Annotated in this window: 19 protein-coding genes; 10 read left to right on the top strand and 9 right to left on the bottom strand. The window is 73.0% G+C overall.

Features of this window, described 5'->3' with window-relative positions:
* Positions 1–74 precede the first annotated feature (74 nt).
* Positions 75–425: a DoxX family protein gene (locus OG494_RS07960; RefSeq protein WP_328453448.1), complete on the top strand. Its 351-nt coding sequence runs from the start codon at positions 75–77 to the stop codon at positions 423–425.
* Here OG494_RS07960 and OG494_RS07955 read toward each other — a convergent pair whose 3' ends face one another.
* The 4 genes from OG494_RS07955 to OG494_RS07940 form a co-directional block, all read right to left on the bottom strand.
* Entirely contained in the window at positions 426–2,453 is a 2,028-nt protein-coding gene (locus tag OG494_RS07955) for an MGH1-like glycoside hydrolase domain-containing protein (RefSeq protein WP_328453446.1), read from the bottom strand.
* A gap of 111 nt (positions 2,454–2,564) precedes the next feature.
* Positions 2,565–3,467, bottom strand: a complete 903-nt coding sequence (locus OG494_RS07950) for an NADP-dependent oxidoreductase (protein WP_328453444.1) — start codon at positions 3,465–3,467, stop codon at positions 2,565–2,567.
* Entirely contained in the window at positions 3,464–4,420 is a 957-nt protein-coding gene (locus OG494_RS07945) for an alpha/beta hydrolase (RefSeq protein WP_328453442.1), read from the bottom strand. Before OG494_RS07945 ends, OG494_RS07950 begins: the two co-directional genes overlap by 4 nt.
* Positions 4,421–4,447: 27 nt before the next feature.
* On the bottom strand, positions 4,448–5,008 hold the full coding sequence (locus tag OG494_RS07940) for a hypothetical protein (protein ID WP_328453440.1): 561 nt from the start codon (positions 5,006–5,008) through the stop codon (positions 4,448–4,450).
* Positions 5,009–5,148: 140 nt separating this feature from the next.
* Here OG494_RS07940 and OG494_RS07935 point away from each other — a divergent pair, with 140 nt between their 5' ends.
* From OG494_RS07935 to OG494_RS07920, 4 genes are all read left to right on the top strand, one after another.
* A complete protein-coding gene (locus OG494_RS07935; RefSeq protein WP_328453438.1) occupies positions 5,149–5,718 on the top strand; it encodes a TetR/AcrR family transcriptional regulator in 570 nt (189 codons plus the stop codon).
* A gap of 112 nt (positions 5,719–5,830) precedes the next feature.
* The gene (locus OG494_RS07930; RefSeq protein WP_328453436.1) at positions 5,831–6,700 is read left to right on the top strand and encodes a trypsin-like serine peptidase; all 870 of its coding nucleotides are present in this window, start codon (positions 5,831–5,833) and stop codon (positions 6,698–6,700) included.
* Between the two features lie 110 nt (positions 6,701–6,810).
* Positions 6,811–7,452, top strand: coding sequence for a hypothetical protein (locus tag OG494_RS07925; protein ID WP_328453434.1), 642 nt, complete (start codon positions 6,811–6,813; stop codon positions 7,450–7,452).
* Positions 7,449–8,606, top strand: a complete 1,158-nt coding sequence (locus OG494_RS07920) for a PrsW family intramembrane metalloprotease (protein WP_328453433.1) — start codon at positions 7,449–7,451, stop codon at positions 8,604–8,606. The genes OG494_RS07925 and OG494_RS07920 overlap by 4 nt, the downstream gene beginning before the upstream one ends.
* Before the next feature lie 92 nt (positions 8,607–8,698).
* Here the strand turns inward: OG494_RS07920 and OG494_RS07915 are convergent, their stop codons facing one another.
* Positions 8,699–9,271 (bottom strand): TetR/AcrR family transcriptional regulator, encoded by a 573-nt coding sequence (locus OG494_RS07915; protein WP_328453431.1) that lies wholly within the window; start codon positions 9,269–9,271, stop codon positions 8,699–8,701.
* An 82-nt stretch (positions 9,272–9,353) separates the two neighbouring features.
* On the opposite strand from OG494_RS07915, the gene OG494_RS07910 reads away from it, so the two are divergent.
* Positions 9,354–9,923, top strand: a complete 570-nt coding sequence (locus OG494_RS07910; RefSeq protein ID WP_328453429.1) for a dihydrofolate reductase family protein — start codon at positions 9,354–9,356, stop codon at positions 9,921–9,923.
* Between the two features lie 166 nt (positions 9,924–10,089).
* Entirely contained in the window at positions 10,090–10,866 is a 777-nt protein-coding gene (locus tag OG494_RS07905) for a Calx-beta domain-containing protein (protein ID WP_328453427.1), read from the top strand.
* On the opposite strand, the gene OG494_RS07900 is transcribed toward OG494_RS07905, so the two are convergent.
* Complete coding sequence (locus tag OG494_RS07900) at positions 10,850–13,852, bottom strand: BTAD domain-containing putative transcriptional regulator (protein ID WP_442874391.1); 3,003 nt, start codon at positions 13,850–13,852, stop codon at positions 10,850–10,852. The two genes, OG494_RS07905 and OG494_RS07900, sit on opposite strands and share 17 nt — an antisense overlap.
* A gap of 167 nt (positions 13,853–14,019) precedes the next feature.
* On the opposite strand from OG494_RS07900, the gene OG494_RS07895 reads away from it, so the two are divergent.
* A complete protein-coding gene (locus OG494_RS07895) occupies positions 14,020–15,654 on the top strand; it encodes a vWA domain-containing protein (RefSeq protein ID WP_328453426.1) in 1,635 nt (544 codons plus the stop codon).
* A gap of 122 nt (positions 15,655–15,776) precedes the next feature.
* Here OG494_RS07895 and OG494_RS07890 read toward each other — a convergent pair whose 3' ends face one another.
* The 3 genes from OG494_RS07890 to OG494_RS07880 form a co-directional block, all read right to left on the bottom strand.
* The gene (locus OG494_RS07890) at positions 15,777–16,976 is read right to left on the bottom strand and encodes a cytochrome P450 (RefSeq protein ID WP_328453424.1); all 1,200 of its coding nucleotides are present in this window, start codon (positions 16,974–16,976) and stop codon (positions 15,777–15,779) included.
* 157 nt (positions 16,977–17,133) lie between these two features.
* The gene (locus OG494_RS07885; RefSeq protein ID WP_328453422.1) at positions 17,134–17,889 is read right to left on the bottom strand and encodes an endo alpha-1,4 polygalactosaminidase; all 756 of its coding nucleotides are present in this window, start codon (positions 17,887–17,889) and stop codon (positions 17,134–17,136) included.
* A gap of 301 nt (positions 17,890–18,190) precedes the next feature.
* Positions 18,191–19,045: a DeoR/GlpR family DNA-binding transcription regulator gene (locus OG494_RS07880; RefSeq protein ID WP_328453420.1), complete on the bottom strand. Its 855-nt coding sequence runs from the start codon at positions 19,043–19,045 to the stop codon at positions 18,191–18,193.
* Positions 19,046–19,423: 378 nt separating this feature from the next.
* On the opposite strand from OG494_RS07880, the gene OG494_RS07875 reads away from it, so the two are divergent.
* The gene (locus OG494_RS07875) at positions 19,424–20,563 is read left to right on the top strand and encodes an SIS domain-containing protein (RefSeq protein WP_328453418.1); all 1,140 of its coding nucleotides are present in this window, start codon (positions 19,424–19,426) and stop codon (positions 20,561–20,563) included.
* Positions 20,564–20,565: 2 nt separating this feature from the next.
* The gene (locus OG494_RS07870; protein ID WP_328453416.1) at positions 20,566–21,516 is read left to right on the top strand and encodes an N-acetylglucosamine kinase; all 951 of its coding nucleotides are present in this window, start codon (positions 20,566–20,568) and stop codon (positions 21,514–21,516) included.
* Position 21,517 lies beyond the last annotated feature (1 nt).

Here is a 21,517-nt window from a genome sequence, read left to right as displayed (position 1 = left end):
GCCCGGGCCCCGGCCTGTCACATCCCGCGGGCCTGCCTCGTCCCCCGGCGGACACCCCACCGGAAAGGGAGGCCATGTCCGCCGCCTATCTCATCGTCACGCTCGTCGCCGCGGTCCTCACCGGCAGCGCCGCCGTGTTCTACCTGATCGGCCACGACTACCCGAAAGCCCAGGCGGACATGAAGGGCGTCCCGCGGTCGTGGCTGCCGTGGCTCGGCGCGGCCCTGGCGGCCGGGGCCGCGGGCGTGCTGGCCGGGCTCGCCGTGCCGCTGCTGGGCCTCCTCGCCGCCGGCGGGCTGGTGCTGTACTTCGTCGGCGCGCTCATCGCCCACCTGCGCGTGGGCTCCCGTCAGCTCGTCGGCGGAGTGGTGTTCCTGGCCCTCGCGGTGGCGGACCTCGTGCTGAACCTGGGCTACCACGGGTAGTCAGCCGCGGTACTCCAGCCAGTCGAGGTTGATCGAGCCGGTGTCACCGGGCGCGTAGGACAGCGTCACGACCGGGTCCCGGCCGGTGACGGGCAGGCCGGCGAACGTCACCGTGCCCCAGTCGTCCCAGCTGCCGGACACGACCGGGAAACTCACCTGCCGCACGGCTTTCCCGTCCACCGACAGCGTCATCGTGCGCGCGTCGCCGTTGGCGTTCGCGTACCGCACGGTGACCGCGCCGGTCGCGGCGGCGGCCGACGTCCGGTGCAGCGTGAACGACGACGCGGCGCCCTGGGCCCACAGCCCGTCGAGGAACGCGCGGCCGGCGTACCCGGTGTGGTTGACGTTCGTCTTGACCCCGCCGGTGTTGTGCGCGTCCTCGGCTTCGAGGTGGCCCGGGGCGGGACAACCGGAAACGGTCCCGGCCGTGTCGGCGCAGCGGTCGGCCGCGTCCGCCACGTGGTCGCCGTCCCGGTCACCGGCGGTCGCGCCGGTGAGGGTGATCTCGACCCGGTGCGCGCCGCTCGACGTCGCCGGGACGGCGTTGCCGGCGACGGGCCGGCCGTCGAGCGTGAACGAGCCGATCCGGGTGCCCGCCCCGTGCAGCGCGATCGTCAGGTCCGCGTCGCGGTAGCGCAGGTTCCGCAGGGTGACGTCACCCCAGCCCGCCGGCAGGTCCGGGGTGAACGTCAGGCCGCTGTCGGCGAAGGTCAGGCCGAACAGTCCGGTGTGGACCATGTCGAGAAACGCGGTGGCCGACCAGGTCTGGTCGGGCTCGGACCCCCAGTGGAACTTCACCGTGTCGCCGAGGCGCTGCCAGCCGCCGTCGACGACCCCGGTGTCCCCGTTGTAGATCTCCCAGAACCCGCTGTTGCCCGTGGCCAGTTTCGCCAGCCGCGCCGTTTCCGCGGCAAATCCGCGCTGATCTCCCTGCGCCGCAAGCGCTTTCGCCCACAGGCCCTGGACCAGGGGCCAGACGATCGCGTTGTGCCGGCCGGGCTGGGCGGCGGAGTAACGGTCCCAGTGCGGGTAGGTGTCGGGCATGCCCCAGGTCATCTCGCGGGCGTGGGCGAGGATCGACCGGGCCTGGGCCGGATCGGCGACACCGAAGAGGATCGCGAACGCCAGCCCGGTGCCCTCCTGGTAGGCGCCTCGCGTCCCGTCGGCGAGCAGCTGGTAGTCGTAGAGGCCGGTCGCGCCGTTCCAGAAGTGGTTGTTGATGGACGCCTTCAGTGCGGCGGCCTTGGCCCGGTAGCCGGCGGCCTCCGACGGACTTCCGAGCTGCCCGGCCATGTTCGCGGCGTTGACGTAGGCGGCGTAGTAGACCTCGTTGGTGCTCAGGTACATCCCGCTCGCGACGCCCGGCCACGGCGAGCTGCCGGTGCTGACCGACTCGGTCGCGTCGGCGGGCGGCGCGGGATAACCGGCGATGCCGTCGTTGAAGAACGACGGGCCGGTGAACAGCCCGTACGTGGCGTTGAACCCGGCGCTGGTGGCGTGTTCCCGGATGGCCAGCGTGTCGCCGGCGGTGCGGTAGGCGTCGCCGAGGAACCGCCGGTCCCCCGTGACCAGGTAGTGGTGCCAGGCGGCGGTCACCCAGACGACCTGGTCCCACTGCTGGTCGTCCTGCTGCACGCGCAGCGCGCCGCCCGCGTCCTTGTCGACGACCGCCCAGAGGGTGTTCTCCGCCAGCGCCGGGGCCAGCAGGCTCGTCGCGTTCCAGCTGTTCACCGACGCGTCCCGGGTCCACGGCTGGTCGTACCCGCCACCCGCGCGGACGAGGCCGACGGCCGGGTCCAGCAGGCCGCTCTTGTCGTACTTGGCGTCGTAGCCGATCGTGTTGGTGCGCAGCAGGTTGTCCAGCGCGGCTGTGTACGCGCCGCCGAACAGGGCCTGACTGTCCGGGTTCGCGAACTCGAGCGTCGGCGTGGCGACCGGATCCGCGGTCGCCGGCGCGACACCGGCGACGACGCCGCACGCGGTCACCAGCGCGAGGAGTGCGAGAGCGGTCTTGCGTGCGTGGCTCATGCCGTGCACCTTCCCCGGCCCCGGGCCGCGCCGGACCGAAAGCCCATTGCACCACGGAATCCCGGCCGGGGAGAGGGCCGGCGAAGATCCTGTCCGCTTCTGTCCGGCGCGCTAACCCATCAGCAGTACGAGCTTTCCGCGTACGCGGCCGGACTCGCCGGCCCGGTGCGCCTCGGCGATCCCGGCCAGCGGAAAGGTTTCGCCGACCCGGACGACGAACCGCCCGGCCTCGACCAGCCGCCCGATCTCCGCCAGCGAGTAGTACGCGCGTCCGGCGTCGCCTCGGCTGAACCGCACCCCGTGCTGTTGCGCGCCGGCGAGGTCCGCGACCGTGACGACGTGCTCCGGGCCGCCCGCGAGCTCGACGAGCTCGGGCAGGACGCCGTTGCCGGCGACGTCGAGCGCGAGGTCCACGCCGTCGGCCGCCAGCGCGCGCACGCGTTCCGGCATGCCTTCGCCGTACGCGACGGGTTCCGCCCCGAGCGACCGCAGGAAGTCGTGCGTGGCCGCGCTTCCGGTGCCGATCACGCGGGCGCCGCGGGCCACGGCGAGCTGGACCGCGGCGGTGCCGACGCTGCCCGAGGCGCCGTTGACCAGCAGTGTGGCGCCGGCCTCGACGCCGAGCTGGTCGAGCGCCCGCGCCGACGTCTCCCCGGCGACCGGCAACGCGGCCGCCGACGCGAAGTCCAGCGACGGCGGGATCGGCGCGTACCAGGACAGCACGGTCCGCCCGGCCTGCGCCGCACCGCCCTCGGACAGCCCGAACACCCGGTCCCCGACGGCCACCCCGGTGACGCCCTCGCCGAGTTCGTCGACGATCCCGGCCGCCTCGTAGCCCAGCGTCTGCGGCAGTTCCCGGTCCATCAGGCCCTGCCGCTTGAGCCAGTCGCCGGTGTTGACGCCGGCCGCGCGCACCGCGATCCGGATCTGCCCGGCGGCCGGCTGAGGGTCGGGCAGGTCGACGATTTCGAGCACGTCCGGCGGGCCGAACCGGCTGAACCGCGCGGCTTTCACGCGTCCTCCATCTCCGGCGCGGTCGCGCCGTGCCGGCCGAGGAAGCGCCGCTGTTCGGCGACGGCTTCCCGGTCCTCCGGGCTGTCGCCGCCGAACCCGGCGTGCGGCATGGCTTCGAACACGTGCAGCTCGGCCGCCACCCCGGCGTCGCGCAGCCGGCGGTGCATCCGGACGGTGTTCGAGAGGAACAGGTCGCGGGTGCCGCTCCGGAGGAAGGTGGGCGGGAAGCCGGTCAGGTCGCCCAGCACCGGCGAGAGGTACGGCTCCCGCAGGTCGGCCCCGGCGGCGTAGAGCGCGTTCGGCACCCGCAGGCTGCGCAGGACGTTGTCCACGCCGGCCAGGGTCCGGAAGGTGTCACCCGACTCGGTGAGGTCGACCTGCGGGGTGTTGAGCACCAGGGCGGCGGGCATCGGCAGCCCGGCGTCCTTGGCGCGCAACAGAAGGGCGGCGGCGATGTTCCCGCCGGCGGAGTCGCCGCCGACGAACACCCGCGACGGATCGTGGTCCCGCAGCAGGTGCCGGTACACCGCGAGCGCGTCGTCGAGCCCGGCCGGGTACGGGTGCCGCGGCGGCAGCCGGTAGTCCACGCCCCACACGAGCAGCCCCGTGCCCGACGCGGTCCGCGCCGTCGTCAGCCGGCACGCGTCCCCGCCGCCGACCACGAGACCGCCGGGGTGCATCCAGAGGAAGACGGGCTCGTCCGCCGCGTTCCCGACGCCGTCGGGCCTCGCGGCGTACACGGTGACGCCGTCGACGTCGAGGTCCTCGACGGTGACCGGCAGCTCGGCGACCGGGAAGCGCCGGGCCGTGGACCGGTTCGCCTCCTCGGCCAGCGCGAGCCAGCCGGCGGTGTCGTCCAGGGCCGGGTAGGTCAGTTCGCCCTGGTCGAGGGCGAGCCAGTCCTGTGCCTGCTCGCTGACGGTGGCCGGAGCGGGGAAAGTGTCGGTGCGCATACCACTATATTAACTGACTAAATTTAGTTAGACAAGTTCGGCACGTCGCCGAGCACGGCCCAGGCGCAGCGCGGAGACGAGGAAGAAGATCCCGCCGAGCGTCGCGTACCCGGCCAGGTTCGCCAGCGAGGCTCCGTCCTTTGTGGACTGCAGGACGAACGACGCCCCGGCCAGCACGGAAATGCCACCGCTGAGGATCATCGGCCACTGACCACCCAGTGCTCGGCGGCGGACCCCGACCACGAGCTGGACGGCGCCGGCCACGACGGCCCAGCTCCCCCACACCCGCAGGACGCCGGCGATCCCGCCCGAGCCGACCACGGCCAGGCCGACGGCGGCGAGCAGGCTGATCGCGATGTTCACGTACAGCACCGAAACCGACTGGGCCGCCTTCGAAGCGCGGACGTCGACGACGGCGGCGACCACGTCGAACACCGGGTACAGCACCAGCAGCGCGACACCGGCCGGCCCGAGGTCCGACCCGGTCGCGAACACCAGTGCGGCCCAGACGACGGCGAAGCCGAACCGGACGAAGTACAGCCGCCGCAACGACGAGGCGACGTCGGCGGCGGGAACGGTGGTGGTCATGTTTTCCCCTTCGGACACTGCGAGGTAGATAGAACGATCGGTCTTGCTGCCGACGACTATGACAGCGGACGGCCGAGCCTGTCAAGACCGACCGTTCTATCTGCTACCGTGGAGGTCACGAACCAGGAGGTGGATCTCAGGTGTCCGAAGCACGAGCGCGGCTGCTCAGCACCGCGACCCGGCTGTTCTACACGGAGGGGCTCCACTCCGTCGGCGTCGACCGGATCATCGCCGAAGCGTCGGTCACCCGCGCCACGCTCTACCGGCACTTCGCGAGCAAGGACGACCTGCTCGTCGCCTACCTGAGCGCCGCCGACCAGGCGATCCGCGCCCAGGCCGAGGCCGCCCGGGCCGGTGGCGGCGCCGCGGCCGACGTCGTCCGGGCGGTCGCCCGGTCGATCGCCGACGGCATCCGCTCCCCCGGGTTCCGCGGCTGCGCGTTCCTCAACGCCGCGGCGGAGTACCCCGATCCCGCCCACCCGGTCCACCAGGCCGTCCTCGCCCACCGGCAGTGGTTCCTGGACACCGTCACCGAGCTGCTGGCGCAGACCGGGGAGACGCCGCCGGAGCCGGCCGCCCGGCACTTCGTCATGCTCCGCGACGGCGCGATGGCCGCGGGCTGCCTCACCGACCCGGCGCCGATCTGCGAGACGTTCCTGCTCGGTGTCGAAGGGATCCTGAGCTACCGGAACGCTTCCGTCGCGCCCTGAGCCCGGTTTCAAGATCACCCGCTCGGCGAACAACCCCACCGGCGGGCGGGCGTCCACCGGGTATGACCACGAACCCGCGCCGCGCCTTTCCCGAGCCGTCACCCTGCTGGCGGTGGCCGGCACCGCGGCGGCGGTCCTGGCCGCCCCGGCCACGGCGGCCGAAGGCGACCAGGTGGTGACGCGGGTGAGCGCGGCGGACCGGGCCGCGGCGCTGGCCCACTGGACACCGGAGCGGATGCGCCAGTGGGTCGGCGAGGACTGGCTGCCCCCGGCCGAAAAGCTCGGCCGGCTGTGGGACGGCCCGGTGCCGGCGGGGGTCGGGCGGTTGTTCTTCACCGCCGAACCCGGCGTCGACGAGTCCTGCACCGCGACCGTGGTCCCGAGCTCCAGCAAGGACGTCGCGCTCACGGCCGGGCACTGCGTCAACGGCGGCCTGGACCGCTTCGACAACCCGATCAAGATCGTCAACGTCGTGTTCGTCCCCGGCTACGACCGCGGGAAGGCGCCGTACGGCGTGTTCCCGGTCCGGGCCTTCGCCTGGTCCGCCACCTATTCGGGCCCGATGAGCGGCACGGACGACGACGCCGTGCTCGCCCTGGATCCGGTCGGCGGCCGGCACGCCGCCGACGTCGCGGGCACCCAGGACGTCTCGTTCGCGCAGCCACCGTCCCCTGTGGACACCACGATCCTCGGCTACCCGGTCTCGCGGCTGGCCGGCGGCGAGGCGCTGCTGTCCTGCGCGCGGCCGGCCACCCTCGAGGTCAACTCGGTGCTGTCGGACTGGAAGACGGACTGCGACCTGTCCGGCGGTTCCAGCGGCGGCCCGTGGCTGCGGAACTTCGACGCCGCCACCGGCAGGGGCACCGTCTTCGGCGTCACCAGCCGGGGAACGATGACCGAGGACGGCGTCACCCAGGACCTCACGAGCGCCGCGTTCACCGATCCGGTGCGGGCGTTGTACGAGCGCGCCGGGCAGCTCTGACCCGGATTCACCCGCACGGGTGCACCCCTCACCCGGTCCACCGCGGTGATCGCCGCGGTGGGCCGGTTCGTGTTCTGATGACCGCAATCCGACCATGGGAGAGGTGCTCGTTGACCGTCACCGCGCCGGAACCACCGCCGGGCTGGGTCCCGGTCGAGCACCGGCTCCTCGGGCTCGACCGCCGGACCTTCACCCCGGCCCTGATCGCGCTCGCCATCGCCCTGGTGCTCGCGTACGGGCTGCCGGCGCTCAACGCCGCGATCCCCTGGCACAACGAGATCCGCGCCGGTGAGCTGCTCGACCTCGGCGACGGCGCGACCGCCGTCCCGCCGGTGGGCTGGCAGCTGCAGAACGGCACGCTGACCGGCACCGCCGTCGCGAACCCGGCGACCCTGCAGGTCGTCCTGGCCACGGGCGGCGCGACGATCGAACTGCGCGGCGCGCCCTACGACGGCACCGCGGCGGCCTTCCTCGACCAGGTGCGGCTTTCGGAAGGCGACGACGCCCCCGCGATCGACAGCGCGCGGGGCACGGTGACGACCACCGCCGGGCTCACCGGTGTCGCGCAGAGCACGACGTCGCCGAGCGGTGACGGGCTCGACGTCGCCTTCAAGGTGGCCGGCCGTGGCCAGGCGGCGGACACCGCGCCCGCGCTGCTGTTCCGGGTGCGCACCGCGCCGGGCCAGTTCGAGCGGTACCGCGACGAGATCGGCGGCGTCCTGCGCAGCATCACCCCGGGAGCGGGCCGGTGACCACGACGTCCGAGACCAAGACGGCCCAGCTCGCCGCCATCGAGCAGTCCGGCTGGGGCCTGCCGTTCCGCTTCTTCCAGCCGCACAACCTGGCGTTCTGGGTGTACCTCGTCGGCGTCGGCGGCGGCGCGCTCGGGATGTTCCGCTTCTTCGGCGGCGACGGCGGCTTTTACACCCCGGCCCTGACCGGCGGGATCCTGCTGTTCGGGCTCTACCTCGTGCCCTGGCTGGTGCTGCTGCGCCACCAGAACCGCTACACGGCGCAGCCGGGCCGGCTGCTGACGACGGCGTTCGCCTGGGGCGGGATCGCCGCGACGTTCTGGATCGCGCTCCCGGCCAACACGGCCCTGCTGGAGCTGTGGACGAAGCTCGGCGGCACGGCCCTCGCCGCCGACTGGGCCGCCGGGCTCACCGCACCGATCGACGAGGAGTTCGCGAAGGCCCTCGGCCTCGTCCTGCTGATCGGGCTCGCGCCCCGGCTCGTCCGCAGCGTCTACGACGGGGCCATCATCGGCGCCTTCATCGGCCTGGGCTTCCAGGTCTTCGAGGACCTCCTCTACGTCTACAACGGCGCCGCCCAGAGCTTCGGCACCGACCAGATCGGCGCGTCGCTGCAGGTGTTCCTCGTCCGCGGCGCGTCCGGCATCGTGTCGCACGCGCTGTTCAGCGCGATCTTCTGCGCCGGGCTGATGTGGGTCCTGGGCCGGGTGCCGGGTGAGCGCGACGTCGTCCGCGGCGTGCTGACCATGCTGGTGGCGATGGTGTTCCACTTCGCCTGGGACGACATGAACGGCCTGGGCGGCAACGGTCCCCTGGTCGCCGTGCTGCCGTTCGTGATCGCGGCCGTCGAGCTCACGGTCCTGTTCTCCGTCCTGCGCCACGCCGCCCGCCGCGAGCGGACGTGGACCCGCGAACTGCTCGGCCCGGAAGCCGAGGCGGGCGTGCTCGACCCGGCCCTGCTCGACGCGGTCAGCGGGCTCCGGAAGCAGCGCAAGGCCTACCGCAAGCACGTCCACAGCCGCCGCGCGGCGAGACACCGGATGGCGGCCGCGAGCGACCTCGCCCGGGAGATCGCCCACGCGGGCGGCCGGGAGACCGACCGGGTCGCCCACGCCCGAGCAGAAGTCCTGCGCCTCCAGCACCCGGCCCCCTGAGTCCCGGGGCGTCCCGCGACATCAAGTCCGTGAAGGCCTCCTTGAGGGACTCTGAGTCCCTCAAGGAGGCCTTCACGGACTTGGGGGCGGGGTCAGGGGGCGAGGCGCTCGACCAGGGCGTCGACCAGGGCGACGCGCTCTTCCGGGGCCAGCAGGTCCGGCAGGGTCAGGCGCTCGATGATCAGCCAGTTCAGGGCCAGCCACAGCAGCTTGACCGTCGTCGCGTCGCCCGGCAGGCCCGTCTTCAGGTGGTTTTCCACGTTGAAGTCGAGGTCCGCGCGGATCCGCTTCGTCAGCACCTCCCGCAGCTCCGGCCGGCGGGCCGCTTCCAGACGCAGCTCCAGCAGCGCCAGGAACCCCGTCGGGAACGCCGCCACGCGCTCGACCAGGTCGTGCATCAGCTCGGCGAGGCGGGCGCGGTCGCGCGGGCCGTCGAACGGGGCGGCCAGCGTCGCCGCGTCCGGGACCAGGCGTTCGTAGACGCGCTCACCCGCGCCGGTGAGGATCTCCTCGCGGCCAGCGAAGTAGTTGGAGGCGGTGCCGGTGGGCACCGCGGCCCGCTGGTCCACCGCGCGGAACGTCAGTCCGCGCGCGCCGTCCGCCGCCAGGACTTCGATCGCCGCGTCGAGCAGGGCCGCCCGTCGTTCCGGATTGCGTCGCGCCATCGCTTGAGACCACTCCGTCTGTAGTGCTATCGTGAAACCACTACAGGCAAAGTACTACAACTCGAGTTATTCCGGGGGTCGCGTGCGCAAGCTCGTCTACTACATCGCCGTCTCGATCGACGGGTTCATCGCCGGACCGGGTGGCGAGTTCGACTTCTACCCGGAGGCGCCGGACATGGTCGAGTACCTCCGGGCGGAGTTCCCGGAGACGATGCCGAGCCACATCCGGCCGCACATCGGCCTCGACGGCGCGCCGAACAAGCGGTTCGACACCGTGCTGATGGGCCGCGGCGCCTACCAGCCCGGGCTCGACGCCGGCGTCACCAGCCCCTACACCCACCTGCGGCAATACGTGGCGTCGACGACGCTCGGGGAGATCGCCGATCCCGCGGTCGAGCTGATCACCGACCCCGTGGCCACCGTCCGCCGGCTCAAGGAGGAGCCCGGCGCGGACATCTGGCTCTGCGGCGGCGCCCGGCTCGCGGGCGAGCTGCTGCCGGAGCTCGACGAGCTGGTGTTCAAGCGCTACCCGGTCGTCGCGGGCCACGGCCTCCCGGCGTTCAGCGGCCCGTTCCGGCCGCGGCCGTTCACCCCGGCCGAGACCCGGACGTTCAGCCACGGCGGCACGGTCACCACCTACCACCCGGCCTGACACCCCCGCTCATGTCGTGAGGGGCACCCTCAGGGACTCCAGGTCCCCGAGAGTGCCCCTCACGACACAACGGCCGGCCCTCACAACCCGGTCACAACCGGGGTGCGGTACGCCAATACCCGGCGGCGCGCTGCTCCCGCGTGCCCGGACTCGAGGGGTGGCTCGCATGGGATCAGCGGTGCTCGCGGCGGTCGTGCTCCTGCTCGGCTCGGCACCCGCGCCCGTGGCGGTGGCGGCGGCGGCCGCACCGGCCCAAGGGTGCTCCTCCGCCTCCGTGTCGGTCGCCGATCGGACGCTCTACGAGGGCACCCCGGCCCCCGGTGACTCCGCCTACACCACCTTCACCTTCACCGTCTCGGTCACCGGCTGCGCGCCGACCGGGACCGTCTCCTACAAGACCGAGGACGGCTCCCCCGGCGCGACCGGCCCGGCCGACTACGTCCCGGTGCACGGGCAGCTGAGCTGGAACGGCGAAGCGAGCCCGCGGACCGTCTCGGTCGACGTGCTCAAGGACGCCGTCCCGGAGCCCAACGAACCCTTCCTGCTGCGCCTGTACGACCCGGTCGGGCTGAACCTCGCCGACGACCTGGCCGCGGGCGGGGTCCTCGACGACGACGGGGCCGACGGGCCGCCCGTGGTGGTCTCGACCGACGGCGGGAAGATCTGCTGGAAGGTCTGCGCGGTCGGCGTGCACCTCGGCACCCCCGCGAAGGCGCCGGTGACCGTGCACTACCGGACCCTGCCGGTCGGTGCCGGCGAACCGGCCTACGTGCCGGTCAAGGACGCGCTCCTCACCATCCCGGCCGGGGCGAGCGGCGGCGACGCCGTGGTCAAACTCCTGACACCCCAAGGCGAAGCCAAGTTCGTGCTCGAACTGTTCTCGCCCTCGGCGGGCACGCTCGGCAACGCGCGCACGGAGGTGACGATCAAGCCCGGCGGTTAGCCACCTCGCGGGCCTCGGCCGTCGCGTTGGCCTGGGTGTACAACGCGGCGGCCGTGGCCCACTGCCGGGCCGCGTCGGCCGGGCGGCCGAGCCGGGCCTCCAGCTCGCCGAGGTCGCGGTGCAGGTGCGCCTGTTCGTAGCCGTCGGGCACCGTGGCCCGCAGCGCCAGCCCGCGTTCCAGGTGCTCCCGTGCGGCGGCCAGGTCGCCCGCGCCGAGCCGGGCGCGGGCGAGGTGTTCGAGCGCCGACGCCTCCCCGTGCCGGTCGCCGACGTCGCGGCTGAGGTCCAGCGCCTGCCCGAAGTGCGCCAGCGCGACGGCGTGGTCGCCCTGCCCGAGGTGGGCCCGGCCGGCGTCGAGCAGCGACTCCCATTCGAGCCAGCGGTCGCCGATCGCCCGGCTGACCGCGATGGCCTCGCCGAGGTGCGCGAGCGCCGTCCGGTGGTCGCCGCGCTGCAGGTGCGCCTCGCCCAGCGTGTCGAGGGTGGCGGCCTCCAGGCGGGCGTTGCCGAGTTCCCGGAACGTCGCCAGCGCTTCGGTCAGCGGGTCGAGGCTCTCCTGCGCGCGGCCCATCCGGACGTAGGTGTGGCCGAGGTTGCGCTGCGACAGCGCGTGGCCGAGGTCGTTGCCCGCCTCCGCGTTGCGCGCCACCGCCAGCCGGTGCGACGCGATGGCCTCCTCGAAGCGGCGCAGTTCGGCGTAGGCGTTGGCGGTGTTGTTGTGGATGTGCCCCTCGCCTTGGACGTCCCCGGCGGCCTGGGCCGTCCGCAACGCGGCCGCGTTGGTGTCGAGCGCCTCCTGCAGCCGCCGGGTCATGAAGTACGCAACGCCCAGCGCCCGCAGCATCTCGGCTTCGGCCAGCGGGTCGCCGAGTTCGGTCGCGGCGGCCGCACCCTGGCGGCACAGCTCGACGCGGGTGTGCCAGTGACCGGCGGTGTCGTAGAAGCTGGTCAGCAGGTAGGTGAGCTGCCAGGCGGCTTCCGGGCGGCCGTGTTCGCGGGCGAACCGCACCACGGGCAGCAGGTTGTCGCGCTCGGCGGTGAGGAAGGCCAGCGCGGCGTGCCGGTCGGCCCCGACGTCGACCGCGGGCGCGGCGTAGCGCGGCACCGGCGTCACGAGGTCGCGGTTCGGGTCGAGCGCCCGGTTCGCCGCGGCCGCGGCCAGCAGGTACCAGTCGACGAGCCGGTCGCCGGTCGCCGCGCGGGCGGCCGCGGGTTCGCCGGCCCGCGCGCACTGCCGGGCGAACTCGCGGATCAGGTCGTGGAAGCGGAACCGGTCCTCCCCCGCGGCCGTGACGAGGTGCGCGGCCGCGAGCCCGGCGGCCGCCCGCTCCCCGGCGTCGGACGTCATCCCGCACAGCGCCGCGCCGAGCGCGGTGGTGAACGTGGCCCCCGGGCTCAGCGCGACCCGGCGGAACAACCGGGCCTGCGCGTCGCCGAGCGGGAGGTAGGCGGTGGCGAGCACGGCCCGGACCGTGCGTGAATCCCCTTCCACCGCAAGGGTGTCGAGGCGCCCGGCGCCGGCCAGCTCGGCGGCGAGCTCGGCCAGCGGCCGCTTCGGCGCGCCCACCAGCCGGGCGGCGGCGATGCGCAACGCCAGCGGCATCCCACCGCACAGCCGCGCCACCCGGGCGGCCGGCCCCGGCTCGCGCTGCACCCGTTCCGCGCCGAGCACGCGGTTCAGCAAGGCGAGCGACTCCGCGTGCGCGAAGGCGTCCAGGGCGACCGGGTGCACGGCGTGGCGGGTGCTCAGCGCGGCGAGGGTCTGCCGGCTGGTGACGACGAGCAGGGCCGGGCCGGTGCCGGGGATCAGCGGGAGGACGTCGTCGAGCCCGCGGGCGTTGTCCACCACGACCAGGCACCGGCGCCCGTGCAGCAGCGAGCGGTACAGCGCGGCGCGCTCGGCCGGGTCGCCGGGGATGTTCTCCTCCGGCACGTCCAGGCCGCGCAACAGGTGCGCGAGCGCCCGGGCCCCCGGCATCGCCTCGGCCGGGTCCTGGCCGCGCAGGTCGAGGAACAGCTGCCCGGCCGGGAACGCCGGCGCGATCCGGTGCGCCCAGTGCAGCGCCAGCGCCGTCTTCCCCATGCCCGCGGCGCCCGAGATCACGACGACCGGCCGTTCGCTCTGCTCGAGTGCCGCGTCCAGCGACGCGAGCTCGTCGTCGCGTCCGGTGAAGTGGCCGACGCCCGCGGGAAGCTGGGACGGTCCGGCTTCGGCGGGCCGCGGGGCCAGCTCGTGGTCCCGGCGGAGGATGGCGGTGTGCAGGGTGAGCAGCTCGGGACCGGGGTCGACGCCGAACTCGTCGGCGAGCCGCCGCCGCAGCCGCTGGAAGGTGTCGAGCGCGTCGGTGTGCCGGCCGCAGCGGTACAGCGCCAGCATGTGCAAGCCGGTCAGCCGCTCCCGCGTCGGGAACGCGGCGAGCAGGCGCGGCAGCTCGCGGACGGCTTCCTCGTGGTTGCCGAGGCGCAGTTCGGCGTCCCAGAGGTCCTCCACCGCCGAGAGCCGCAGCTCGTGCAGGCGGTCCACCTCGCGCAGGCCCCAGCCGGACAGCGCCGCGTCGGCGAAGGCGTCCCCGCGCCAGAGCGTCACCGCGGCGCGCAGGGTCGTGGCCGCCCGCTCGACGGCGCCCGACGCGAGGTCCGCCGCGGCCGCGCGCACCTGCTGCTCGAACCGGTGCGCGTCGACCGTCACCGGCGGGACGGTCAGCAGGTAGCCCGGCTCGCGGGTGACCAGCACGGCCGGGAAGCCGCAGACGTCCAAGGCCCGGCGCAGGCGCGCGACGTGGCTGTGCAGGGTCTTGACGGCCGTGCGCGGCGGGTCCTCGCCCCACAGCACGTCGACGAGCCGCGGGATCGGCAGCACCGTGCCCGCGTGCAGCGCCAGCACCCCGAGCACGACCCGCTGCCGCGTTCCGTGCAGCGTCGCGAGCCCGGCCGGGCCCACGGCTTCGACCGGGCCCAGCACGCGCAGTTCCCCGGGTTGGGACACCCCCCAGCTCCTTCCCGCGCGCCACAACGGCTCAGCGAGCGTAACCACGCGGATGCGGTGCGAAAACAGCCAACCAGCTGATCTGCGGGAGAGCGACAACCCGTTCACAACCACACGGGGCGACGCTCGGGGCAGTCCCGCCCCCGACTCCCGTGGAGGAAACCCGGATGACCACCACTCTGCGCCACCGGCGCCGCAGACCCTTCGTGGCCGCGCTCGCGGTCGCCGTCGCGGCCACGTTCCTGCCCGTGTTCACCGCGGCGGCCACCCCGGCCGCCGCACCCGCGGCCCAGTCGCCGTGCGGGCCGCTCGACGTCACGTTCGTCATCGACGACACCGGCAGCATGGGCCCGGCCCTGACCACCATCAAGAACGAGCTGGGCAACATCGCCACCGCGGTGCAGACCAACTCCGGCAACGACTACAAGCTGGGCCTGGTGACGTTCAAGGACAACGTCACCGTGCACAGCGACCTCACCGCGCTCAACCTGGGCACGGTCACCCCACAGATCAACGCCCTCACCGCGACCGGCGGCGGCAACGAGCCCGAGGCCTCCGACGAGGCGGTCAACACGGCGGTCAACAACCTGCCCGCCACCGGCCGGCCGCAGGTCGGCAACTTCTCCGGCGTCTGGCGCACCAACGCGACGAAGATGGTCATCCTGGTGACCGACGCGCGCCCCGGCGGCTTCGACGACGCGTTCGCCGCGGCCGACCAGGCGAACGCCCACCTCCGGGCGGTGCAGGCGGCGACCAAGGCCATCAAGATCTCGTCGGTCTACGTCCAGACGAGCACGGCCTACCCGGTCATCCCGACGATCATGCAGGACTACGCCACCACGACCGGCGGCACCTACGCGGCGACGCCCGCCAGCGGCGCCGGCGCGGGGACCGCGATCCTCGACGCGCTGAAGAACTGCCGCAAGACGGACGTCTTCATCAAGGACGCGCCCGCCGACAGCGGGGTCGCCCCGCACGCGCTGAACCCGATCTGGACGAGCCCGGACATCAAGGTGTGCGCGTCGCTGCCGCCGTGCGCCCCGATCAACCCGGTCGTCGGCGCGACGAACTACGTCGTGGTGACGCTCAACAATCCGGGCCCGTACGGCGCGGGCGCGTCGACCGGCCACGTGGAGGTCTCCTACACCGCGCAGGGCGGCGCGGCGTTGTGGCCGACGGACTGGGTGCCGGTCGGCTCCTCGGCGACGGTCACCGTGGCATCCGGGAGCGTGCAGGTCCCGGTCGTCTGGGCCGGCGTCCCCGGTCCCGGTCACTTCTGCCTGCTGGCGCGGTGGATCTCGGCGACCGACCCGATGAACTACCCCGAGCTGCCCGGCTCGAACACGCTCACCAACACGCGGAACAACAACAACATCGCGTGGCACAACGTGGACACGATCAAGCTCAAGCCCGGCGTGGGCACCACCCACCCGTTCACCCTCGGCAACCCGGTCGCCGACCGGCTGACCACGGACCTGGTCTTCACCCAGCCCGGCAAGCCGTTCGCGGGCGGCCCCGGCAAGGTGGTCGTCGACCTCGGCAAGGTGCTCGCCGAGCGCTGGCGCCAGAGCGGCCAGAAGGGCGTCGGCGTGCGGCCGGTCGGGGAGACGCAGGTCGAGATCGTGGACCCGCAGCAGGCGACGCTGCAGGGCCTGGTGATCGAACCGAAGGAACGCCTCGAAACCGCGGTGACGTTCACCGCGACCGACGCGGCGGCCGGCGGTGAGTTCGTGTTCCGGATGTCGCAGTCCGACGGCAAGGACGACCTCGGCGGCGTCGAGTTCCAGCTCTCCACCGAGTAGCACGACCACGGTTCCGAAGGCCACCTCGGGCGCGTCCCGAGGTGGCCTTCGGCACGCCGGGCCGCCGGGTCCGGCTCACCCGCCGGCGCGGGATCCCTTACCGGACAACGGGAACCGGCGGTTCACCACCGCACGGGCAGCTCGTGCAGGCTGCCCACGATCAGGCCCTCGGTCGGTCGCAGCCGCTCCGGCGGGACGGCCAGCTCCAGCGTCGGGAGCGTGCGCAGGAGCACTTCGAGCACCGTCTGCAGTTCGGTGCGCGCCAGCGCCTGCCCGATGCAGGAGTGCGGCCCGGCGCCGAAGGCGAGGTGCCCGTTGGGGGCGCGGGTCACGTCCAGCTCGTCGGCCCGCTCGATGGCCTCGGGGTCCCGGTTCGCCGCGCCGACCTGGCAGATCACCGTCGTGCCCGCGGCGATCGTCCCGGCGGACAGGGTGACGTCGGCGCTGACGTAGCGGGGCACGCCGAACCCGGCGATGGTGTCGAAGCGCAGGAGTTCCTCGACGGCGGTGCGGACCAGGTCCGGTTCGGCCAGCAGGCGTTCCCAGCGGCTGCGGTCGGCCAGCAGGATCGCCACCATCTTGCCGATCATGCTCGACGTGGTCTCGTGCCCGGCGATCAGCAGCCCCTGGGCGGTCATCAGCAGTTCGCCCTCCGACAGCCGGCCGTCGTCGGCGTCGCGGACCGCCACCAGCTCGCTGATCAGGTCGTCGCCGGGGTGGGCGCGGCGGTCGGCGATGTGGTCTCCCAGGTACGCCACGAAACCGGCCTGGGCGGCGTCGATCTCGCTCTGCTGGTAGCGGTTGAGGTTCAGCAGGGTGTCCGACCAGTAGGCGAACCGGTCCCGGTCGGCGTCGGGGACGGCGAGCAGGTGGCAGATCACCCACACCGGCAACGGAAAACCGACCGCGGCGCCGAGATCCGCCGGCGCGCCCTTCCGCACCATGTCGCCGACGAACCGCTCGGTCATCTCGGCGATCCTGGGCCGCAGGTCGGCCATGCGCTTGGCGGTGAAGTACCGCCCGACGATGCGCCGCCACCGCAGGTGCGCCTCCCCGGTCGCCACCGTGTTCTCCCCGCCGAACGGGCCACCCGATTCGTCCGCGGTCAGGCGCGCGGCGTCGTCGGCGTCCATCTGACGGCTGAAGCGGGGATCGGCCAGCACCTGTTTGACGTCTTCGTGGCGGGTGAGCAGCACGGCCTCGTCACCCGATTCCAGCCGCACCCGCGCCACCGGGCATTCCTGACGCAGCCGGGCCCATTCGGCCGGTGGTTCGAACGCGCCGGGATAGCGGAACGGGTACTCGAAGACGTCGGGCTCCACGGGCCTTACCTCCAGTGCCGGAAGACGCGGTCACCTCCAGTGAACCCACGGCGGGGCGAGTTGGTCAACACGTCACCGGAGCGGCCGGCCGCGGTGCACCGCCGGGGCCGCTGCCCCGCCTCGCCCGGCGGCGGTGGCGGGGCAACGGCACCCGAGGTCAGCAGGTCTTGCGCACGTAGCCGCTTTCGCCGGCGGGAACCACGTCCACGTCACGCTGGACGATGCTGATCTTGCCCTGATACGAGCCGCACGCCTTGCTCAGGCCCGAATTGGTGTATTCGACGTCGACGACCCGGTTCCCGAACGGGCCCGTGTACGCGTCGCACTCGGTGTAGTGGCCGCATTCCTCCACCACCGCGAAGTCCAGGCCGTTCGCGCTGCGGTTGCCGGCCAGGTCCGACGTGTTCTTCTGGGCGATCGCCAGCCCCTTGGCGTGGGCGTGACTCGACAGCAGCTTGATGTAGTCCTGGGCCTGGGTCGCGCCGAACAGGTTCTCCGACCGTTCGTAGCTGTCGTAGTTGTCCGGCTCGACGGCCTGGAAACCCTTGCCCGCGCAGCTGTCGATGATTCCGTTGATCTTCGCCGCGACGCGGGTGCGCTTGTCCGCGGTGCGGAGGTCGAGCAGGGTCTCGCCCCAGTCCTCGTCCACGACCTTGGTGCCGTTGGCGTCCCGCAGCAGGAGGTCGCTGCTCCACTGGCCGTCGAGGCCCGGATTGACCTGGAAGGCGTTGATGTAACAGATGTTGTACTGCCCGCTCGCCGCCGGGTCCGAGTTGTCCCGGCTCACGATCTTGACCCCGGACGGCGGGGTGTACGCCCCGCCGATCTGGTAGTCCCACGCCGCGGCGAGCGGCGGCAGCGTCACCGCGGCCGACGACGTTCCCGCCGTCGCCACCAATCCGGACGCTGTCAAAGCGGCGACTGTGACAGCCGTCGCCAACCACGATTTACGACCGTGCGAGAGTTTCACATCGGGCTCCACGTAATCAGGCACACCGATTCCGCGGCAAACCGGCGTGCGGGAAAGAGTCCGGCCGGCGAAGGCCACGCGATCGACGCCGGAAGGCCATCCGGCCGGACTGTGACCCGCGTAACATAAACGGCCGGATAAGGAACGTCAAACAACCGCGCACGCGCGATGTTCGTTTCCGGAGCGCGCGCCGGAATCCGCGAACGCCGATCGTTCGACCGTTTACCGCGATTCTTTCCCCGGCTCAGCCGAGCGATCGGCTGACCGTTTTTCCCGGGAAGACGTCGACCACGGTCACCCGCACTCCGGCCGCCCGGATCGCGGCGACGGCGTCCTCGTCGGCGGTGGAGTCCGTGATGAGCTCGTGGATCTCGCCGACGTCCGCGATCCGCGCCAGCGTGCGCCGGCCCAGCTTGCTGCCGTCGGCCACGACGACCACCCGCTGCGCCCGGCAGAGCATCGCCCGGTTGGTCCGCGCCTCGTTCTCGTCGTGGGTGGTGAGCCCGCCCGCCACGTCGATCCCGTCGACGCCGATGAACGCCGTGCCGATGTTGATGGACGCCAGCACCTGCTCCGCCCACGGCCCGACCAGCTCGTAGGACCGCGGCCGGGAGACGCCGCCGACCACCACCAGCTTCACCCGCGGGCGCAACACGAGGTCCATGGCCGTGTTCAACGCGTTGGTGACGACGGTCAGGTCCGCGCGCTGGGGCAGTTCCTTCGCCAGCGCCGCCGTGGTCGAGCCGCCGGTCAGCCCGATCACGTGCGGCTCCGGCGGCAACCGGCGCACGGCCTCGCGCGCGATCGCGCGTTTCCCGTCCCGCGACTGGGCTTCCCGGTACCGGACGGGCAGTTCGTAGTCCACTTCCTGGGCCAGGGCGCCACCGTGGGTCCGGGTGAGCAGCCGCTGTTCCTCCAGCGCGGTGAGGTCCCGGCGCAGCGTCGCCTCGGACACCCCGAACCGGCGGGACAGGTCGCCGACGTGCAGCGAACCCGATTCGCTGAGCTCGTGCAGGATCTGCGCCATGCGCTCGGGACGGGCGAGGCGGCCGCGACGGCGCTTCTCCGCGACGGGAGCGGCGGCGGTGGGAATGCTCATGTTCCCACGGTACTGGCGTTTCGAACGAATTCGTACATCGGATGTGCGCGTTCCCGGCAGCACGATGTCCACACAGGACAACCACGTTCCGCGATGATTCGGCCGTTCGGCGCACTACGTTTCGGTCTCCGGTGTCACACACGACCGCGCAAACGAACATTCGCGATGCTCGTTTGCGCACCAGGTCTTGCTCGGCGATCGCGCGGACGCGTAGTAAAGGACCACTCGCCGACCGGCGGGATACCCGGACCACCCACCGCGGAACGACGCCCCGGCCGGTGAAAGCGCTCTCTGCACGGCCCGTCCGGTACGCCTACCCACCCGTCCCCGGCGACTCGAGCCGCCGGAACCCGTCCGGAGAGCGAAAAGGTGACCTGCGTGGCAGTGGACGAGAAGCAGTGGGGCGACAGCCGCACGGCCGCCGAGATCCGGCAGCAGCCCGCCGCCTGGCGCCGGGTGGCGCGGACCGTGGCGCACGCCCGTTCCGGCGTCGACCGGCTTCTCGGCGAAGCCTTGGCGGACCCGCGGACCAGGATCGTCCTGACCGGCGCGGGCACGTCGGCGTTCGTCGGTGAGGTCGTGGCACCCGACCTCACCCGGCACCTCGGCCGGCAGGTCGAGGCGATCGCGACGACCGACATCGTCGCCGGCCCCCGCTCGGTGGTCGCCGGCGATCGGCCCGTGCTCCTGGTCTCGTTCGCCCGCAGCGGCAACAGCCCCGAATCGGCCGCGGCGGCCGGCCTCGTGGACCGGCTGGCGCCGGCCGCGCACCACCTCGTCATCACCTGCGACGCGTCGGGCGAGCTCGCGCGCCGGTGGTCGGGCGCCGCGAACGCCGTCGTGCTGGCCCTTCCCCCGGAACTGAACGACCGCGGGTTCGCCATGACCTCGTCGTTCACCGGCATGGTCCTGGCCGCCTTGCTCTGCCTGGGCCTCGAGGTCGACGTCGAAGCCGCGGCCCGCGCGGCGGAGGCCGTGCTGGAGACCGCGGGGAGCCGGGCGGCGGCGGTCGCCGCGGCCGAGCCGGCCCGGCTGGTCTACCTGGGTTCCGGTGCACTGAAGGGCTTGGCGCTGGAGGCCGCCCTCAAGTGCCTCGAGCTGACCGCCGGCGCGGTCGTCGCCGTGAGCGATTCGCCGCTGGGGTTCCGCCACGGCCCCAAAGCCGTCCTGGACGAGGCGACCACCGCCGTCGTCTTCCACTCGGCGGACCCCTACACCCGCGGTTACGACGAGGACATCACCCGCGAGCTCGTGCGGTCCCTCGGCCCGGACCGGGTGCTCGCCGTCGGCGGCGCGGGTGAGTCTTCGGACGGCGCCCGCAGCTGGCCGCTGCCGGGCACGTCCGGCTGGCCGGACGCCGTGCGCGCGCTCGTCGCCGTCATCCCCGCGCAGGCGATCGCCCTCGCGTGTTCGGTCGCCCGGGGCCTCGCACCCGACAACCCCTTCCCCGGCGGCGAAGTCAACCGCGTCGTGCGGGGCGTCGTCATCCACGCGTTCGCCCGACCTTCGGAGGTCTGACCATGTTTCTCGGAGTGGACGGCGGCGGCACCAAGACCGCGTTCTGCGTCGTCGACACGCACGGCGAGGTGGTCGCCGAGGCGCGCACCGCCAGCATCTACTACCTCATGCAGGGCATCGACATCGTCGAACCGTTGCTGCGCCGGGGAATCGGCGAAGTCTGCGACACCGCGGGGGTTTCCGCCGACCAGCTGACCCACGCCTTCTTCGGCATCCCCTGCTACGGCGAGATCAGCGCCGACGTCCCCGTGCTCGACGCGCTGCCCGGGCGGATCCTGGGCCCGGTCGGCTACGCGTGCGGCAACGACATGATCTGCGGCTGGGCGGCGTCACTCGGCGGGGCCGACGGCATCAACGTCGTCGCCGGGACCGGCTCGATCGCCTACGGCGAGAACCGGGGACGCAGCTGGCGCGGCGGCGGCTGGAGCGAGCTGTTCGGCGACGAAGGCTCAGGCTACTGGGTGGCGGTCAAGGGACTGGCGGCGTTCAGCCGGATGAGCGACGGGCGCCGGCCCGCCGGTGTCCTCGCCGACGAGCTGCGCGCCGAGCTCGGCCTGGCCACCGACCTCGACGCCATCGACGTCGTCGTCAACCGCTGGCACGGGGACCGCGGGAAGATCGCCGGTCTGAGCAAGGTCGTCACGCGCGCCGCGGACGCGGGCGACCCGGCCGCCCTCGAGATCCTGCGCGAGGCCGGCCGGGAACTCGCGCTGCACGTCGGTGTCGGCGCCGACGCCCTCGGGTTCGAGGCGGGCGAGACCGTGCCCGTCTCCTACTCCGGCGGCATGTTCGGCGCCCCGCACGTGCTGGCCACGTTCCGCGAGGCGCTCGCGGACGGCCCGCACGCCTACGACCTGCGCGAGCCGCTGCTGCCCCCGCACGTCGGCGCGGCCGTCTACGCCGCCCGGCTTTCCGGCCACACCTTCACCCCGCCGCCGACCTCGAGAGGCTGAC

The sequence above is a fragment of the Amycolatopsis sp. NBC_00438 genome (assembly GCF_036026695.1).
In the GTDB taxonomy this organism is placed as follows: domain Bacteria; phylum Actinomycetota; class Actinomycetes; order Mycobacteriales; family Pseudonocardiaceae; genus Amycolatopsis.
Note: the sequence above shows the minus strand (reverse complement) of the source record. Positions and strands in the feature narration are given on the sequence as shown.

Bases quoted from the DNA above. Each gene is read 5' to 3' on its own strand.
- OG494_RS07880 (WP_328453420.1), bottom strand. From the start codon at position 19,045: ATGAGCATTCCCACCGCCGCCGCTCCCGTCGCGGAGAAGCGCCGTCGC.
- OG494_RS07895 (WP_328453426.1), top strand. From the start codon at position 14,020: ATGACCACCACTCTGCGCCACCGGCGCCGCAGACCCTTCGTGGCCGCG.
- OG494_RS07955 (WP_328453446.1), bottom strand. From the start codon at position 2,453: ATGAGCCACGCACGCAAGACCGCTCTCGCACTCCTCGCGCTGGTGACC.
- OG494_RS07870 (WP_328453416.1), top strand. From the start codon at position 20,566: ATGTTTCTCGGAGTGGACGGCGGCGGCACCAAGACCGCGTTCTGCGTC.
- OG494_RS07905 (WP_328453427.1), top strand. From the start codon at position 10,090: ATGGGATCAGCGGTGCTCGCGGCGGTCGTGCTCCTGCTCGGCTCGGCA.
- OG494_RS07960 (WP_328453448.1), top strand. From the start codon at position 75: ATGTCCGCCGCCTATCTCATCGTCACGCTCGTCGCCGCGGTCCTCACC.
- OG494_RS07940 (WP_328453440.1), bottom strand. From the start codon at position 5,008: ATGACCACCACCGTTCCCGCCGCCGACGTCGCCTCGTCGTTGCGGCGG.
- OG494_RS07915 (WP_328453431.1), bottom strand. From the start codon at position 9,271: ATGGCGCGACGCAATCCGGAACGACGGGCGGCCCTGCTCGACGCGGCG.
- OG494_RS07945 (WP_328453442.1), bottom strand. From the start codon at position 4,420: ATGCGCACCGACACTTTCCCCGCTCCGGCCACCGTCAGCGAGCAGGCA.